At 38.5% G+C, this 16,817-nt stretch carries 23 protein-coding genes; 13 read left to right on the forward strand and 10 right to left on the reverse strand.

What is annotated here, in order from left to right; all coding sequences use genetic code 11:
• Positions 1–297: 297 nt before the first annotated feature.
• From J6836_RS03115 to J6836_RS03160, 10 genes are all read right to left on the reverse strand, one after another.
• The gene (locus J6836_RS03115) at positions 298–1,650 is read right to left on the reverse strand and encodes a YraN family protein (protein ID WP_219246762.1); all 1,353 of its coding nucleotides are present in this window, start codon (positions 1,648–1,650) and stop codon (positions 298–300) included.
• 123 nt (positions 1,651–1,773) lie between these two features.
• A complete protein-coding gene (locus tag J6836_RS03120; RefSeq protein WP_219246764.1) occupies positions 1,774–2,955 on the reverse strand; it encodes a site-specific integrase in 1,182 nt (393 codons plus the stop codon).
• The gene (locus J6836_RS03125) at positions 2,910–3,119 is read right to left on the reverse strand and encodes an excisionase (RefSeq protein WP_068445436.1); all 210 of its coding nucleotides are present in this window, start codon (positions 3,117–3,119) and stop codon (positions 2,910–2,912) included. Before J6836_RS03125 ends, J6836_RS03120 begins: the two co-directional genes overlap by 46 nt.
• Positions 3,120–3,163: 44 nt before the next feature.
• On the reverse strand, positions 3,164–3,370 hold the full coding sequence (locus tag J6836_RS23055) for a hypothetical protein (RefSeq protein WP_219246765.1): 207 nt from the start codon (positions 3,368–3,370) through the stop codon (positions 3,164–3,166).
• 442 nt (positions 3,371–3,812) lie between these two features.
• Entirely contained in the window at positions 3,813–3,992 is a 180-nt protein-coding gene (locus tag J6836_RS03135; RefSeq protein WP_096863384.1) for a hypothetical protein, read from the reverse strand.
• A 44-nt stretch (positions 3,993–4,036) separates the two neighbouring features.
• A complete protein-coding gene (locus tag J6836_RS03140) occupies positions 4,037–4,537 on the reverse strand; it encodes a siphovirus Gp157 family protein (RefSeq protein ID WP_219246767.1) in 501 nt (166 codons plus the stop codon).
• The gene (locus J6836_RS03145) at positions 4,537–6,516 is read right to left on the reverse strand and encodes a hypothetical protein (protein ID WP_219246770.1); all 1,980 of its coding nucleotides are present in this window, start codon (positions 6,514–6,516) and stop codon (positions 4,537–4,539) included. The genes J6836_RS03140 and J6836_RS03145 overlap by 1 nt, the downstream gene beginning before the upstream one ends.
• Positions 6,517–6,528: 12 nt before the next feature.
• The gene (locus tag J6836_RS03150) at positions 6,529–6,861 is read right to left on the reverse strand and encodes a hypothetical protein (protein ID WP_219246772.1); all 333 of its coding nucleotides are present in this window, start codon (positions 6,859–6,861) and stop codon (positions 6,529–6,531) included.
• 541 nt (positions 6,862–7,402) lie between these two features.
• The gene (locus J6836_RS03155; RefSeq protein ID WP_048607774.1) at positions 7,403–8,560 is read right to left on the reverse strand and encodes a type I restriction endonuclease; all 1,158 of its coding nucleotides are present in this window, start codon (positions 8,558–8,560) and stop codon (positions 7,403–7,405) included.
• Positions 8,561–8,569: 9 nt separating this feature from the next.
• On the reverse strand, positions 8,570–9,262 hold the full coding sequence (locus J6836_RS03160) for an XRE family transcriptional regulator (RefSeq protein ID WP_110592088.1): 693 nt from the start codon (positions 9,260–9,262) through the stop codon (positions 8,570–8,572).
• A 104-nt stretch (positions 9,263–9,366) separates the two neighbouring features.
• Here J6836_RS03160 and J6836_RS03165 point away from each other — a divergent pair, with 104 nt between their 5' ends.
• From J6836_RS03165 to J6836_RS03225, 13 genes are all read left to right on the forward strand, one after another.
• Positions 9,367–9,576 (forward strand): helix-turn-helix domain-containing protein, encoded by a 210-nt coding sequence (locus J6836_RS03165; RefSeq protein WP_110592087.1) that lies wholly within the window; start codon positions 9,367–9,369, stop codon positions 9,574–9,576.
• A gap of 71 nt (positions 9,577–9,647) precedes the next feature.
• Positions 9,648–10,103, forward strand: a complete 456-nt coding sequence (locus tag J6836_RS03170) for a toxin YdaT family protein (RefSeq protein ID WP_068445417.1) — start codon at positions 9,648–9,650, stop codon at positions 10,101–10,103.
• Between the two features lie 17 nt (positions 10,104–10,120).
• A complete protein-coding gene (locus tag J6836_RS03175) occupies positions 10,121–10,345 on the forward strand; it encodes a hypothetical protein (protein ID WP_219246774.1) in 225 nt (74 codons plus the stop codon).
• A 1-nt stretch (position 10,346) separates the two neighbouring features.
• Positions 10,347–11,291, forward strand: a complete 945-nt coding sequence (locus tag J6836_RS23060; protein WP_219246776.1) for a hypothetical protein — start codon at positions 10,347–10,349, stop codon at positions 11,289–11,291.
• Positions 11,288–12,010: a replication protein P gene (locus J6836_RS03185; protein ID WP_219246778.1), complete on the forward strand. Its 723-nt coding sequence runs from the start codon at positions 11,288–11,290 to the stop codon at positions 12,008–12,010. Before J6836_RS23060 ends, J6836_RS03185 begins: the two co-directional genes overlap by 4 nt.
• 61 nt (positions 12,011–12,071) lie before the next feature.
• Positions 12,072–12,545, forward strand: a complete 474-nt coding sequence (locus J6836_RS03190; protein ID WP_219246781.1) for a hypothetical protein — start codon at positions 12,072–12,074, stop codon at positions 12,543–12,545.
• Between the two features lie 38 nt (positions 12,546–12,583).
• On the forward strand, positions 12,584–12,931 hold the full coding sequence (locus tag J6836_RS03195; RefSeq protein WP_219246783.1) for a hypothetical protein: 348 nt from the start codon (positions 12,584–12,586) through the stop codon (positions 12,929–12,931).
• Positions 12,932–12,961: 30 nt separating this feature from the next.
• Positions 12,962–13,771, forward strand: a complete 810-nt coding sequence (locus J6836_RS03200) for a hypothetical protein (protein ID WP_219246785.1) — start codon at positions 12,962–12,964, stop codon at positions 13,769–13,771.
• A 229-nt stretch (positions 13,772–14,000) separates the two neighbouring features.
• Positions 14,001–14,594: a DUF1367 family protein gene (locus J6836_RS03205; RefSeq protein ID WP_219246786.1), complete on the forward strand. Its 594-nt coding sequence runs from the start codon at positions 14,001–14,003 to the stop codon at positions 14,592–14,594.
• Between the two features lie 11 nt (positions 14,595–14,605).
• The gene (locus J6836_RS03210; protein ID WP_219246790.1) at positions 14,606–14,920 is read left to right on the forward strand and encodes a Ref family recombination enhancement nuclease; all 315 of its coding nucleotides are present in this window, start codon (positions 14,606–14,608) and stop codon (positions 14,918–14,920) included.
• Positions 14,908–15,441 (forward strand): antiterminator Q family protein, encoded by a 534-nt coding sequence (locus J6836_RS03215; protein WP_219246793.1) that lies wholly within the window; start codon positions 14,908–14,910, stop codon positions 15,439–15,441. The genes J6836_RS03210 and J6836_RS03215 overlap by 13 nt, the downstream gene beginning before the upstream one ends.
• A gap of 163 nt (positions 15,442–15,604) precedes the next feature.
• A complete protein-coding gene (locus tag J6836_RS03220) occupies positions 15,605–15,802 on the forward strand; it encodes a TrmB family transcriptional regulator (RefSeq protein ID WP_219246795.1) in 198 nt (65 codons plus the stop codon).
• A gap of 343 nt (positions 15,803–16,145) precedes the next feature.
• Positions 16,146–16,709, forward strand: a complete 564-nt coding sequence (locus J6836_RS03225) for a hypothetical protein (RefSeq protein WP_219246798.1) — start codon at positions 16,146–16,148, stop codon at positions 16,707–16,709.
• The last annotated feature ends 108 nt before the right edge of the window (positions 16,710–16,817 follow it).

A 16,817-nucleotide genomic window follows, 5' to 3' on the forward strand; every position in this document is an offset into this window, starting at 1 on the left:
CCTTAGCAATGTCTAAAATAGTCACTATAGCTGTTACATCAATAATAATTGGTTGTAAATCCAGCAATTCACTATGCAATAAAGTAGTGTATGTAGGAATGCGAAAAAATAAGCCTTTTTAAGGGTATTATTACGATAAAAACCATGAGTTTTTTAAATAGGCTCTGGCGGGAGTTGAACCCGAGTCCGTAATTTTTTAATTGATTGATTATGAAAGGGTATTTTAAATAGACATCAATCATGTGCACTAGATGTGCACATGGAGGTCGTGGTGTGGGTATATAGTAACATTTGTATTTAAATATCGATGAATTCAAATTCATCGTATTCATTAATAACACCAATATTGAATATTACTTCTGAGGCGTTATTGGTAGTTTGCTCTAGATGTGCTTTTATAAATTTCAACATGTTCATAAAGTCAGGAGTGAATACTTCATCACCGTTACTTTTAAATACAGCGATAACCTTGGCTTGCTCGACGTTTGCTTGAGTTATATATCTTTGAGTCTGCGCAATAGCTGAACGTAATCTATTGATTATTAAGCCAGCTGATGCTCTCAAATTAAAATACTTGGTTTCAATTGCCATAGTTACATTCATTTTTCTTACTATTAAATCCACCTCAGGTTTAAACGGCGACTTATGAGTATTTTGCGCTATAATCTCGTATCCATTTTTTTCATAATATTCGGAAATGGCTTTTTCTGCTAAGAAAGATAAATAACCAGGGTTCTTCGAGTGGTAGTCATTTAGTATCTGAGTTTTATCTTCTTCATTTAGGTCTATTTCACCTAATTTATTCATAGCAACAGTTAACGTTTCTTTTATTTGAGAGGTTAATCCTTTGATTTTCTCAAAGTCTTCACGAGTTAAAAATCTGTTATGTGCCACTTTATTTCTTAATTTATAAAGTAACGCCCATTTTTTTTCAAGGTGCTGAGAACCTTCGCCAAGGATATCGGAAAAATATTTTTCCCAATTTGATTTTGGGAGATATTTACGAATTTTATCGTGGTCGTTACTATCAAACTCATTTTTTTGAAGAACTTTGTCAAGCTCATCTAAGCTTATATCCCGTTTCTTTTTAAAGAGAACCTCTGATAGATTTATAAAATCAAGTTTATATAAATCATTAATATGTATATCATCTTCTTCAAATCGTTCAATTTTTTTAGCTAAATCTGGATGAATTGTTTCTTTAGACCACTCCATACCAACATTAATTAGCATAAATTTACTAATTAATTTTCTCATTACATTTTCAACTTCATTGATTAATGGGTAGGATTTATAGGCATAATGCCTACCAATATCATCCCATAAAATATTAATTACTGTTGAGCCGGGGTTTATGCGATTACTCAGTTCTTTTATTTTATTACTAACCTCTGAGAATTCATCAACTAAATTGTCATCTGTATTTTCTAATGCAACAATAAAATATCTTTCTTTATTTGATGGGATGTTTTTTGTTTCAACATCAAATTTTACTGTTATCAAAGGTTTCGATTTTGCAGTTTTTCTATATGTAAGTTTTTTTCCGGATATATTGATAAGTGAATCAACTTTTAGAAAATCAATAAAGGCGTTTTTACTATTGCAAAAGGAATCATCATTTGTTGAAAGGACAAGAAATTCGATTTTCACTAAAAACCTTCTGTATTTACTTAGTTCTATGATTAAAATAAGATAGATATTATCTGTAATTAGTAAAATTATAACAAGTTACTTAAGTATCAAATAGAAGTTATTTATGAATAATTATATGGGTTAGTACATATTAAATAGATTAATATTTTGTACTGTACCCCCATCATACTCCTTAAGATATCCCCCATAGTGCCTAAACAGCATCTCAGGCCCTTTATGTCCCATTTGTCCTGCTAGCCAAAATAGGTTAGCGCCTTGGCTTATATGCCTTGTGGCAAATGTATGCCTAGTTTGATATGGGTTACGATATCGAATACCTGCTCTCTTCAGCGTTGGCACCCATGCTTTCTTCCTAATTGCATCGGCACCTGCCCAAGCTTTATTTGTTTTCGGGTCTTCGAAAATCACACCATCTTTCATAAACGTGAATTGCTTCTGCTCATTCAGGGCGTTCATGGCCTCACTATTTAATTCAACCTTTCTGGTGCCGGCTTTAGTTTTGGTTTTCTTAATAACACCAACGACGCTGGCAGATTGTACGTGTGCGGTATTTTCTATGAAATCGATATCACTCCATCTCAATGCACATAATTCAGAGCTTCTTAAGCCAGTATTAATGGCGAACTGGAATAAGTTTTTCCATTGCTCATGTCTTGCCGCAGAGAGTAGGGCAGAGACTTCTTTAGGTGACAACGGGTCGACTATATAACTGCTTTCATTGTCACTGTTATTTGATTGGTATCTTGAAGCAGATACAAGGCTGACTGGGTTGATTGATACAATGCCATCAGTAATGGCTTCATCTAGTGAGCTACGCAAAAATGAGAGCTGATTACGGATGGTTTTTAATACTGTCGTTTGCTTTTGTATCCAATTTTTTAGGATCGCCGGTGTGAGTGATGAAACATGTAATTGGTGCAAATCAGACAGGGCACTTTTGCATTTTTTATAACCGCCAATCGTAGAGGGTGATAAATTTCGAGTTTCGCAAATAACTAAATACTCATCTAAATAATCAATCACTCTTTTTTCGCGATTATTAACGCCAAAAAGCATTAATTTTTTAGAGTTAGGAAAATATTTAGCGTAATTAAACGTGCCTTTTTCAATGTTATTTTGAATTTCAGCGAGTAGCCTTTCAGCATATTTAATATTTTTATTATCGACGGTTAGTCTAGAGAGAGGCTCTCTACAGAGCGCCCCTCTATAAGTAAACGTGATAACAATAGTTTGGCTGGTTTTGTTGTTACGAACCGTCACCCCTCTTGGTAGTGCGTAGCCTGTTTGTTTTTTCGCGCCCACTTATTCACCTCAGCAATATCAATCCAACGTTCTTTTGAACCTTCAACTTTTAAAACATGTACACCGACTATCCAATATTGCCGTTGTATGCGCTTATTAATGGACTCTGGTGTTTCTCCGTACATATTGCAGTACGCGGAAATAGGCAAACATTCATATAACATAACTTCCTCCTATATCCGCTTGCTTAATGTCGTGGGGAAAAAAATCATAGCCTTCTGTGATATTTTGTCTCATCTTGGTCTTGCCTCATCATTATTAAAATAAGTTGGTCAGCAATGTCGCAGGCATGCTTGATATCAGCTTCAGTACATGGTCTGTTTTTTACACTGGCAGCTAATTTGCCTAACTTAATATCAAACTCAGTTAATAATTGTTCCTTGGGTTCCCAAGGGGTTAGTTGCGGTTGTTTCATGGTGGTTATCCATTGGTTTTGAATAAACCACCACAGTAAGAAAAAATGCAGAATAAAACTGATTATGCTTAATCAATTATTGGCCCGAATAATCGCTTCGATAGGATAGCATTCAGACAAAACACCTCGTTGAGTTAGGGCGTCTTTATCCATTAAACAATTCTGTTCATCGGGATAGGTATATCCGTTAGACTTATATAAACAATCAGCACCGCTGCAAATTAGCAGGAATAAACCATAAATCATTGTTTACTCCTTTGTAGTTCTGCCTGAGTAGGCTGTATTTCTATTCTAATATGTGCAGGAAAGTCATAAGAAACCTTGCAACGTCTATCTGTTGAAACAAACCCGTGCGAGCCATCGGGTAGGGTGATTTTGATTTCCTGGTCTTTTTGATGTTCGTGTCTTAGCATTGGTCTTGCCTCGTTTGTGACATGTCACATTAATGGATAACAGCCGGTGCCGTTGGGTAACCCAGTTGAAGTAACAGCGCTTTTTTTACCAGTGATAGCGTTTGTTCTTCTTGGCGGGTGACTTGTTGAGTCGATGCCGTAGTCCACTCAACGCTGCATTTATTGTTAGTTTCATCATGAGTAATGATGACCTCTAATTTCATGGCCATAAAAATATCTCCTGATATGCGCCCATGGCTGGGCGCTAAAGTGATTAACGAACCATTAATGAACGGTCACCAACTTCTAAGTGAGCACCAGGTATTTCAATACCGTTTTCAATTGCTTCTTTAATGCGTTTCTTGTCGGGGGCAGTAATGGTCTGAACATCCACCAATTCATCGGGCAAAGCTGCTTCGTTATCGATGATGACACGCACAACACCAGCGCGAGCCGTAAAGGTGTTTTTCGTGGTTTTTAACTTGTCTTTGCCTGATGTTAACAAGCAATCCAATGCATATTTTTTCAAGTTCTTAACTTGGTTTTCGAATGATTTTTTACGATCAGCCAAACGTTTTGACTCTTCATCCAGCGTTTTAGCTTGCCATTCTAAATTACGGGCATGAAGCATAATTGCATCCAGTTTATCGCCTAGTTCACACTCGATGCCCTCTAAGGTATCGGCGACATCTTCTGCGGTGAATTCACCTGTTTCGACGAGTTGTTGTAATTTGCTGTAGTCAGCAGCCATTGCAATAGCAGTTGTCTTGGTCATTAGATTGCCTCTTCTTTTTGTTTCAGTTGGTCTAAACATTCTTTTTCAATTTCATTTAGTCGACGCAAACGGCCGTTTAAATATTTTTCATATTCACTGTCGCCACGTTGTTTGGCCAACTTGGCATGTGTTGAAATTTCGCGGGTGAGGGTGGATGTGATACCCCGTAATTCGTTTGGCGTCACCGCGCTGCGCATCGTTTCAGTGTGTCGCGTGAACTTCTCGTCTAACTCTTTACGAATGCGGGTAGCATCTTCAGCGTTATCGCTAGCGGCTTTGATTTCGTACTCGAGCTTATTGCTTGCAACATATTCAGGGTTATCATGCATTCCCATATAGACGTCAGAGCTAAAGCCAAGCATGGAAAGGGCTTTTTTGATGGCATCAGTCAGCGATTTTTTAAACACTTCACCGTCAACCTTAATACCATAGGTGGTTTGATAGCGGTAAGGTGTAGCGCCGTAGCTTTCAAATTCACCTCGCGTTTCACATTCTATGGTGTACCAAAAGCGGATCTTGAGTGAGTGGTTCTGTTCGCAGAATAAAGAGCCGTCACCGTCTCGTAAAAAACGCGTTGCGACTTGTTTGTTGCGTTCATCGAGAACTGGTTCAGTAAGAGGCTTGCCATTCACGAATTTCTCTTCAACGATTTCATAACCCCAGCCTTCACCAATAGGGCCGAATATTTCAGTCGCACGCATAAACATGTAAGTGCTGTTAATACTGGTTCCGGTATAACCAACCCCATCAAGCGGTTTGGTAAATCGCGCATCAGTACGCTGAACTCGTTTCCAAATATTGAGGTGGTCATTATTACTATCGATCACTTCATCAATGACTGCTGCGCGTTGTTGAAAGTCATCTTGTTCAGTGGCAATTGGCGTAGAAATAACAGGTGTCTCAATCACAACTGGTTCTTTTTCTACTTTAGCCAGTGTGTCTTTTTTCTTGCTTGTACGTTTTGTTTTTTCTGATTTAGCCGGTTGCTCAGGTGTTTCATCGTTAGCCGGCTTAGTATCTAAATTATCAACTGCAAAACGACCACTACCGAGTGAGGTTACCTTAGGGCTATTGGTACCAAGTTTTGAATCAATAAACGCTTTACGGGCATTAGCATCATCAAATAATTCAGGTTGTTCACGTGCTTCTGTCACTAGTGCAAATATGTTCTCGCGAGGGATATCTAGAACGCTAGGGAATGTGCGCAAATCCATTGATAAGCGTTTCCATGCTTTATCATCATTGCTAATTAGCTCTTTAGCTTTGCGGATATCAGCACTACGGATTGCATCAAAATCTACACCACCAATTAACGCAAGGGCGATTTCGGTATCAATCATTGCGTAATCACGCTTTAGTATTGGTTCTTCTGGTGTCGTTTCTATTTCAATAGTTTCGACTTTTGGCTCATCTTTCAACCAACTTTCACCAAGTGCGGTAGCTTCTTCGACGGTGACATTATCATCAGCATATTCATAAACTGCCTGCGCAATTTCTATTGTTTCATCGGCATCCATTAATGACACTTTGGTGATTTCTGCAAGGCCAGTAGCAATATTACGAACTTTTGGGTCCTCTACACTTTCATTGAGATACTTCAGTATGAAAGTGTATTCTTTATCAGTAATTTGAGTTTTACCAAACATCAGTAAAGCAGCTACGCGAGGTTTAGTTGCAAGCTTTTTAAATTCTTTATATTTAATGGGTTGCCATTTCTCACCGTCAAATTCATTTTCAACAGCAAATTTTTCATCAAACTGATCGAGTGCAGGGCGAGGGGAACCTACAGCATCTTCACAAATAATCGGCTTATCAATATTAAAGTTATCCATAGAATCAGGGTAAACCTCAGATAGCTTAATCATTGCAGTTGCTGCAGCAATTTTGGCATTCGCTGCATTGAAAGCGATGGTTAAAGGTACAGCGCCATTGGTTCGAGCCTCGGTCGTAGGCTCAAATACACAGATAAAAGTTGTCATTGGTCTGGCCTCTTAATAAGGGATTTGTTCGTCAGTTTTAGAAATGGGTTTGCCTTCTAAGCACAGCAGCATCTGGATTTGGTCTTCCAGTAGGCTTGATTTCACCTGAGCATCAGCAAGAATTTTGCTTTGCTCAGCTTTGAGTGAGTCAATCTCTAATTGAACTAGCTCAGTATTTGACGGAGCAGTAAAGGGAATGTCGATAGTATGCTCAGCAATGGCAAAGCCTAAACCAGATTCAATATCATATTTGAATGGATAAGGGCGGTATTTATATGAACCGTCAAATTGCTTTTGTGCGTGGATATAAAGCGTAACACTTAGGGTTTCAGGTTGTGCTTTCATAGCAGCTCCTTTAAAATAACTGTGATCAGTGATTTATCATTGGTCTTGCCTCTTCTAGCGTTTGGTCGCGCTAGTAGAACTCTCGGTTAGCTTTGGTCGGCGACCCGAGGTAAAGGAACCCACTTCGGTGGGTTTTTTTACGTCTGCAAATCAATACTCGTCTTTCCGAGCTGTCTGGTCTTGCCTCAAGCGTTGGTCTAACTGTTTCCCTGATGCGGGCTAATTTTTAAGTCTGAACACTTATCTAAACACTTGCTGTGTTTGTTTCGATATTTGTAATATACAAAATATCTTGTATGCCTGTAAACAATTAAATTTGTATTAAATTGTATTCTGTCGTGATTTTAATTGTAATTAATTGTTTTTACAGGATGATTTATTTTGTTTAATTTTGTGAAAACAGGGAGGCGGTCACGTTTAAATAGCAGGGAATACTACAAATGGGTTATTGAGGCCTTTAAACTGAGAGATGAAAATTTAGGAAACATACAAAAAACCCTTGTGCTTTAATGAACAAGGGTGGATATAGATAAATTATAACTTATTCGCTAGCTGACTTTTTTCTGAAGTTTTCATCATTTTTCACATATTCAAACGAGTCAAGAATGATGCCTGTTATTCTTAATATATCTTCAGGGGATTGAATGGTGATTCGGTTATTCGTTAATTCTAAACCTGCACGCTTTATTTCATTACCTAGCAGATCAGTAATCTCTATAGGAACCATGATATAAGCGCTATTTTTCTTATCGTAGAATCTAACTATCCAACGATTAACCTTGCCTTGATATAGGACACCAAAGTAAGACTCAGTATCTTTATATTCAATTTCATCACATCCAGTGATCTGCTTTATTTTTTCAAATAAAGTTAATTCAGTCGTTGTGGTAATAATGTTTGGATTATCGGGATCGATAATATCTTTTAATTCATTAGACTCTTGAGTTTCCTCTGCTGCCGCTTCAACAGGCTCTTCACCGTAAGTAAATTTACCAGATAAGCCAGAAACTACCATCGCACTAACAGAACGCTCAACGGCTTGTTTTACTAGTGGTGTAATAGAGTCAATAAAACGCTGATTTAATTGTCTTTCAACATTAGAACGGCTCGCGACATAGCGAACGAATTCACTATCAACATCTCTGAGGCTCGAGCTAATGGTTTTAGTGAAAGCAGATAAATATACGCTCTCTTCAGCCAGTGTTCTTAATGCTTCTGGTTTGAATTTATCATGTCTAAAACGGAATAATTGGCTTGCGTCTGAATCACTAATTTCATCCATTCTAATGCGTAAGAATGGAGTAGGGTCCATAACATTTTTTTGTTTTAAATCAGTGAAAAAACGCCACTCTAGCCCATTGGTTATTGCTGAGATTGTAACTTCAGGAGTCGAGTTAAAATATCTAGAAAGCTGAGGACAATGGTTATCTAATTTTTCAAAATAACATTTGGCTTCGATAAACATAACGGGGACGTCTTGACAGAATAGTGCATAGTCAACACGTTCATTTGCTTTTACACCAGGGAAGTCAGCACCGTATTCTGCTTTGACTTTTTGAGGGTCATAAGGGCTAAAGCCGAGGATATCAAGGAAAGGCAAGATTAATGCCTGTTTAGTTGTCTCCTCTGTTGAGCAATGTTGCCCAACTTGTTTTACATGATCTACATGATTTTTAAGCTTTAACTTGAAATTTTCCATAGGGTTACCTTAGTAATCAAGAACAGAATACCAAAACATTCTGCCAATAATCATGACGCTGTTTTCATCAGCCTCTTCATCGTCGTATTCTTCACGGTTATAACTGCGAATAATAAGTTTTCCACCTGGTTTTCGATAAAGCATTTTTAAACGTTTCAAGCCATCTTGATCGATAGCGTAAACTTTTCCATCAATAATTTTTTTATTAGATACATCAATGGCAATAGCAGAACCATCTGGTATTACTGGCTCCATACTATCGCCACTTGCTGGAAAACAAATAATTGTTGAGCCATCAGTAGGGGCACCAATCTTGCGCAGTGTTGATTTGGCAAACCTTAATTTAAAACCGTTGTAATCCACATCAATACTACCGCCGGTACCACAAGCAAATTCAATATCTTTATAGAATGGCACTTCTACTTCATCGTAATCCAAAGGCGTTTTATTATCCCAAGACTTTATCCCTCCCCATTCATTTTCAGGAGGTAGGGTATCGTTTTTGTCTTCTTCTCCAGTAACCAACCAGCTAACAGAACATTTTAAGGCAGCTGCAAGTTCGGGTAGAAAGCGAGGACGTTTTGTTTTCCCGCTTTCTAATTGCTCTATTGACTGCTGTGTAGTGCCAACGGTTTCGGCTAACTCTGTTTGAGTGAGACCGAGAAGGATTCTTTTATTTTTTACGCGTTCAGAAATTGACATATAAACCCCTTTATAGCTCTAGAGGATAATTACAAGAAAACCTGTAATTGACAAACAAACTAATTTGTTTTTGAATACAAGAAATTTTGTAAAAGGAGGTGAGGATGGAAACGTTATCTGAACGAGTTAAGACTCGTCGTATAGAGCTCCATTTAACTCAGTCAGAACTTGCAGACAGAGTTGGGCTAAAACAGCAATCAATTCAGCAAATCGAGTCGGGCCTTATTAAAAGACCCCGGTTTATTGTTGAAATTGCGAAGGTTTTAAATTGTGACCCAACGTGGCTCATCAATGGCAATGAGAGAGTTGTATGAAAGCGAATATATCAACAAGAAATTTAAAAAACTGATTATTCATAATCAATTTTGCGACAGGAGACGCAGAGATGAGTTTTGATATCGATATTGTCCGCTCTGAAATTGAGAGCTGGGCTACAGAACATGGTCAAGAGCACGTGGCGATTGAGATAAGCCGAGCGTATTTGCAGATCACGCGAGACAAATCACAGAGCCGCTTGCATGTGATTGAAGATGAACGCGGGCAAGCGGATTGGAAAGCGATTAACAATAACCGACAACAGATATTTCGGTGGTTACGAGGCGATTCTAACGCATCAATGAAGAAATTAGCAGAGCTGATGCCTGCGATTGAAATGGCGTTGCCAGCTTCGAGGTTAGCTCGAGTGCGAGGCGACACGAAAAACTATTTAGCATCAGTGGCCATACAGCGATTTGCAGAAGCTATGACCGAAATTTTATTAGAGGGGCGTGACATGTCACATCGAATAAATAATGCCGTTAACGCACTCAATGCAATATCACGCCCGACCAGCGTGCACTAATTCAAGAGGCAAGACCAATGCTAAGAACGACTGAATTGATTACCTACTGCAATGGCTTTTTATTGAATGGAAAGCCAGCAGACAGAAAACAAATCCAAGATATTTTTGAGGGAAGAAGGGCGATAGCGCTCAATATTGGGGAGCAATATGAACAACAAAAACAAAAGCTACTTTTAAAGAAATTGTCGCCTGAGCAGTACCAGAACGCTTGCCGCGATATCGCTAAAGCGCTGGGGGTGTGAAATGAGACCATCAGACTTGTTGCTCGATTTTGGGCGGCCAGTGGCTTACTACCCTGGTCTAGTTAAACGCTTTGGTAGCGTCAATGCGGTAATATTTTTTAGCCAGATATTTTATTGGCAGGATAAAACGGATTCTGAATTAGGGGTCTATAAGTCCTCTGAAGATATTACAGCCGAAACTGGGTTAAGCTATCGCGAGCAACTCACCGCCAGAAAGCATCTTGTTAAACGTGGGATTTTAATTGAAACAGATAGGCGTTTAGAACACAAAATATATTACCGTATAGATTGTGACCAAATTGACCAAATTATGACGCAACCCATTGATAATCTCCCAAATGCGCAAAGCGCAATCGGGGAAAGTCACAATGGGGATTTGGCGAAACAACAAAATGAACGGCCGCCACAAGACAAATTCGACGGTGGCGGTGAAACAAATCCGCAGTTCGATCCTACAGAGATTACAACAGAGAATATAAACCCTTCTTGTCCGGTCGTTTCACAACCTGACGAAAATACGAATGATAATTCGTTTGTGGCTCGCCACCCTGATGCCGTTGTGTTCAGTGCAAAGAAACGACAATGGGGAACATCGGATGATTTGCTTTGTGCGCAGTGGATATCCAAACGGGTGACTGAGCTTTACGAAAATGCATCTGAATCTGATGACGACATCAAACCCCCAAAAGAACCTAACTGGGCTTTATGGGCCAATGAGGTACGGTTGATGCGCACGATTGATGGCAGGACGCATAGGCAGATTTGCCGGTTGTTTGATAGGGCCAATAAGGACCCATTTTGGTGCAAAAATATTCTTAGCCCAAGCACACTTCGAAAGCAATGGGACAAACTAGTATTAAAATTTGCTGAAATTCCACAGGGTGAAGATTGTTTGCCTGCACAAGCTCATTGGAATAGCCCTGAAGCGTGGGAGAACACACTATGAAAAGTCTTCTCTCAGCAATTGAAACCCGAAATGGCAAAAAATTATCGAGCCTAATTCAGCCAGTCAATAAACCTGCTGGCATCAATGAACATGCGGAAAAGTTGGTTGATATGCTGTTTGATAACTTAGTGCAAATTTTTCCAGCTGCAAAGCATACCGTATTTTCAAACCAAGAAGATATTTCAGCAACCAAACGGCAATGGGTGCTGGCATTTATCGAAAATGGCATAACTTCCGTTGAGCAATTGAAAGCTGGAATGAGTGTGGCTAGGCAGCAAGAATCCGACTTTTTCCCCTCTTGTGGAAAATTTATCAGTTGGTGCCGCGAGGGAATGATGCAAGCTATGGGTCTACCTTCAGTTTGTGAGGTTATGGCTGAAATGAAGCGCTATAGCAACATGGAGTGGCGATATCCATCTGTTGAGTCATTCCCTTGGAAATCAGCGGTTATGTATTGGATTGTGCCAGAAGCAAGGCGACGCATGACACAGTATAACTTGTCCGATAAAGAGATTAGGGAATCCATCAAGAAGCAACTGATAGCCTATTACAACCAAATACAGGAAGGTAAGCCAATCCCACCAATCAAGCCGTTAATAGGCCAAACTAAAAGAGGGGTTTCTACGTCAGAGTTAATTGATAAAGAGGGTAAATATCGACTGATTGGTCAGCAAGCGTTAAACGAAATTAGGGCTAAAATTTTAGATCGGGATAGATGATTAGCTATTGGCTTAATATATTGTATATAGTGGAACATAAACTAAATAAAAGCGATGAAAAATGAAATATAAACCGATGCCTAAAGAGTTTGTTTTGTTGGATGTTGAAAAAATCAATGGCTACTTATGCGCTGTTGAGTCGTTGAATAGAGAGCCTAATGTTGCCCCTGAGTATGAATGCACTTATGTTGAAGAAAAAACGACTTTACTTAGCTCAGTTCAGTCAGTAATTGTTCGCCATAGCGATAAGAACCCCATTGAGGATTGGCATGTTTCGTTAGATCAAATCAGCGAAAACGACATGATTAAGATAGTGGAAGAATGGTTTTTTCAGCTAGGTATTGCTGCAAAGCATTCGGATTTACTAAAAAATTTAGTCGTTGGCTTTAGGGATTTAATTCAGCCATACACGATTGGTTCTTCAATATACAGGGTGAATATATCCCCACCAATTTGGTATGCAATACGATGGGACATTTTTGTGATCCATTCTAGGCACGGTTCTCTTTTATTTGAATTTAACTTTAGTGATTAAATTATTTGTGAGCAGTTGTACTAAAAGAGGCAAGACCAATGGCAAAAACAGTGGCAGAACGCAAAGCTGCCCAACGCAAATGCAAACGCCAGCGTGAAGCTGGCTTTATTACCCCGCAGTGGCAAGTTGAATCTGAAGAACATGAAATGATTAAGCGTAATTGTGCATTGCGTAGACCAGGACGTGGGCCATATGATGAAAGAGAATATATTCAAATGTTCATACGAAATGATGATGTAAGACTTAAGCGCGAGATTGCGGAATTATCTAACCGTTGTTGTGGTAAATGTGGTGAACGGTTACCTGTGACGGAATGTTGTCTTGATGGTGATTCTAAGTGTTGGGTAACCAGAGGGTGGCATGATATAAAATTGGAGGTAGAATAACAGGAAAATAATATTAATGGATTCATATGAATGCTTGAATGTTTAGCTTTAGAAGATAGCTGTATTGGGGATGTATGGAACTTGATTTATGAGAGTTGGAGTTGGGGTGGCGCTATCGCTGTTATATCGTTGATTTTTACAGCCAGGGCTCTAAAGAAAACAGATAAGGCAAATAAAATAGCTAGTAATTCATTGGAACTAACTAAGCGTTCGACGGATATCGCAAGTAAATCATTACAAGCTGCTAAGCAATCAATAGATACATCAATTGAATTATATGAAAAGCAAAAGAAAGATGATGAAGATAACAGAAAGAAGCAAACTGAAAATTTAAATAAAGCCGTGATGGTGACAGCTGGTAAAGAGGCGTACATGTTGCTGCAATTATTTAATTTTTTTATAGATTTAAACAAGATGCTATCTAGTGATATTGTTGAAATTGATACTGAACTTTCAAGTGAATTATTATGGAAGAACATTTACTTTTTGAAGGCTGATGGTACACCAATTCCATCAGATAGGGTTCCGGAAATCCCCAAATATTTTAGCCACGAGGTTTTAATTAACTCGGCCATGTCATCTATGGATATATTTTTCAACCTATCCAATTTAAACGCACAAATATTAGCTATGGATACGTTATTTAATGTGACATTGAGTGACTTTAAAAAAAATGACATTCTTAATGCGAAAGATACAATTGAAACTTTAGTGTTAGAAAATAAAGAGTCAATTAAGAGAATCGCAAGTGATATATTTGTATTTGATACATATATGGTTCCTTACGGTGGATACAATAAAGCTAAAGATAAAATAACAGAACATATTCAATCTTTATGATTTAAAGTTTATCTTTTGTGTGGTCATAATAACCGTAGATGTGATGACTATTATGACTCAACTTGAGTATTTTTATTTGATATTGATGTATGCCATTTCTCTAGGTGCAAAATGAAAAAGAAGGCAAACACAATTGGTGGATAGCTTTTTTTTGAAGTAAAAAGTAGAATAGGGTTAATTGGTCTGAACACCCAATCTTAACACTTGCTGTGTCTACTGAGAGAAACGTATGGCACAGCATAGCTTTATCAAAATGTCTAATGACACTCTTGTACCTGCTAATCCAGCGGCAAGGGATTTTTTGCATTCAAAAATCAAGTGTGGTGATGTGCTTTCAGCTGATTTCAAGAAAGCTCGTAACCCACGCTTTCACCGTAAATACTTCGCTTTACTCAATCTAGGGTATGAATACTGGGAACCAACCGGCGGTACCATTTCGCCTGAAGAAAAAGAATTGGTGCGTGGTTACGTTAAATTCCTCGCTTACTACACCGATAACGACGATGCTCTTCAATCTGCCGCTGATGTTTACCTCGATGATATAGCACAGAAACGCGCTCACAATATTTCAGCGACCAAATCCTTTGATGCTTTCCGCTATTGGGTGGTAGAGCAATCCGGCCATTATGAAACCTTTGAAATGCCAGACGGTAGCCTACGCCGTGTAGCCAAATCAATCAGCTTTGCCAAAATGGATGACCTAGCCTTTGGCGAACTCTATAAATCAACCCTCGATGTGCTTTGGAACTTCATTCTATTTCGTAAATTTCCCACCCAAGAAGCAGCTGAAAATGCGGCGGCTAAGTTATTAGATTTTACCTAGAGGCAAGACCAATGACCAAAAAATCAAAGACCAAAGAAGATAAACAGTGGCTATCAGATGTAGCCGAACTTGGCTGTATTTGCTGTCGCAATATGGGGTATGGGCCATCACCAGCGGAAATTCATCATACACGAACAGGGCAGGGCATGGCTCAACGAGCTAGCCATAAAGATGTTTTACCGTTATGCCCCCCTCATCACAGGCCTAGTTATGACACTGGTTTTCATGCCGCGCCTAAAACATGGCAGGAAATTCACGGTACCGAAACTGAACTACTGGAACAAACGAAAAGAGAAGTCATGGAGCTGCGAGCATGTCGAGTATAAAAAGTATTTCTGATGGGCTTGTACTTGATACTGAACAAGAAGCTTGGTTGCAAGGTTGGCTATCCAAATTCGGTGCTTGGGTTTACAGCGGTAGATTAGAGAAACGCCAAAGCAGTATCATCGCTGAATTTATGGCTACTGTGGAAAAGCGTGATTATCCCGAAAGGGAAATGTGTAATGACGACGATGGAATGTTAATCACCAAGGTGGTCGATAAAATTTATCATATAGACCAAGTCGCATTCACATTATTGTTATTACGCTATGCTTTTGTGAGCTCCGATCGTGCCATTGCTCGTTATTATTATGGTATTGCACAGCCACGCCAGATGGTTCGCAGAAATCGCACCCTTGAATATCGAAAACCCTCGATGGCCACATGCCGCCGTGAGGTAAAAGAAATCATCCGTTCTGCCGAGTATTTAATTTATCCACATCTCTATAATGCATTTAAAATACGCGATAGTGAGTGGAAAAAGAAAAATAATGGTAAGAACGTGTTGACTTCTTTGAACCAATGATCCACTATTTACGTATAAGTTGCCGTTTTAGTAACTGTGACGAACTAACCCAGCCAATGCGCTGGGTTTTTTGCTTTCTAAAGCAAGTAAAGCTTGCTGTCACCTTTGTTCAGAGTTACATGTGTATTCACGACCAATAACTGACCAAAGGTTTGAAAATATCATGTTAAAACATATTGATATGACAGAAGAGGCAAAAATTGTTTTAGAAGTTGTTCCACACTCTTGGTGGGCAACAATAGAAGAAATCTCAGGTTATACTGAATTAGTAAAATCTCGCTGTCAGTTGATATTAACGCAACTAGAGATAGCGGGATTAATCAAAGAAAATATCGAAGAAAACACATTTCAAAATATCTAGCGCTGTGAAAATGGGCGACTGTAAAAGTGTGTCTTTTCTATAATGATAAGGTAACTTCAAGTGGTAGACCTGCCGCTCTTGAAATCTACCCGCAAAGCTGGGAGTTACCTTTTCATTGTGGAGAATGTCAAGGCTGATTGGCTAACTCGCATGGGTTATCTGTACTTATCAGGATAGAAGCACACACGCCATGGGGAATCTAAACGCATACATTCTCAACGTATGCCTCCACAATAATCAATATCAATAGGTCATATGGTGTGGATTTCTATTTTTATATTGATAATAATGAAGTGTTGAGCGAGTATATTAACAATAATTTTACGTCATAGATTGAATTTTTATGCAAGAAACAGACAAATACACATATCCAATATTGATTAAATACACGTTGATTGGAATTTTATTAATTCTGTTTTGTGTATATTGGTATGTAGATATAAGACAGTATGTTTCAGTATCTAAGCATCTTTTAAAAACATCAGGGCTAGCATCAGCTTTAGGCTCTTTAATATTGACTTACATACTTTATAGAAAAAGAAAGTTTTCTATATCATTAAAAATATGCGCACAATCTCTTTTGTGTTTTACGTTTTTAATTTTTATTGTTTTATATTTATTTTTATCTTATGCAGCTTTTCTATCTAGTGGGGTAACCACCATTATTAATAGTGATTACACTAAAGCTGTTGGTGGTAGAAAGTCCTGCCCAGGTATTATTGTTACCGATGATGTAGAAGGGAATGTAAAGGTATGCTCCCATCTTGTTTTGGGGAAAATAAGAGAGAGTGGTGAAGCGATAGTTGAGACGAAAACAAATACTTTCGGTATTGAAGTTTTATCAGCAGTGATAGTCACACCCCCTAATGATAATAAAGTACCGTTCAGCATTGAATCTGATTTGTAACTTCCTGTCGTTATATTAACCCACAAAAATTCCAAGGGCTGCGCATTGCGTGGCCTTTTTCGTATATAGCTACAGCAAATTACTATCAACATGTTTAATTACTGTAAT

The sequence above is a fragment of the Providencia sp. R33 genome, from assembly GCF_019343475.1.
Taxonomy (GTDB): Bacteria; Pseudomonadota; Gammaproteobacteria; order Enterobacterales; family Enterobacteriaceae; genus Providencia.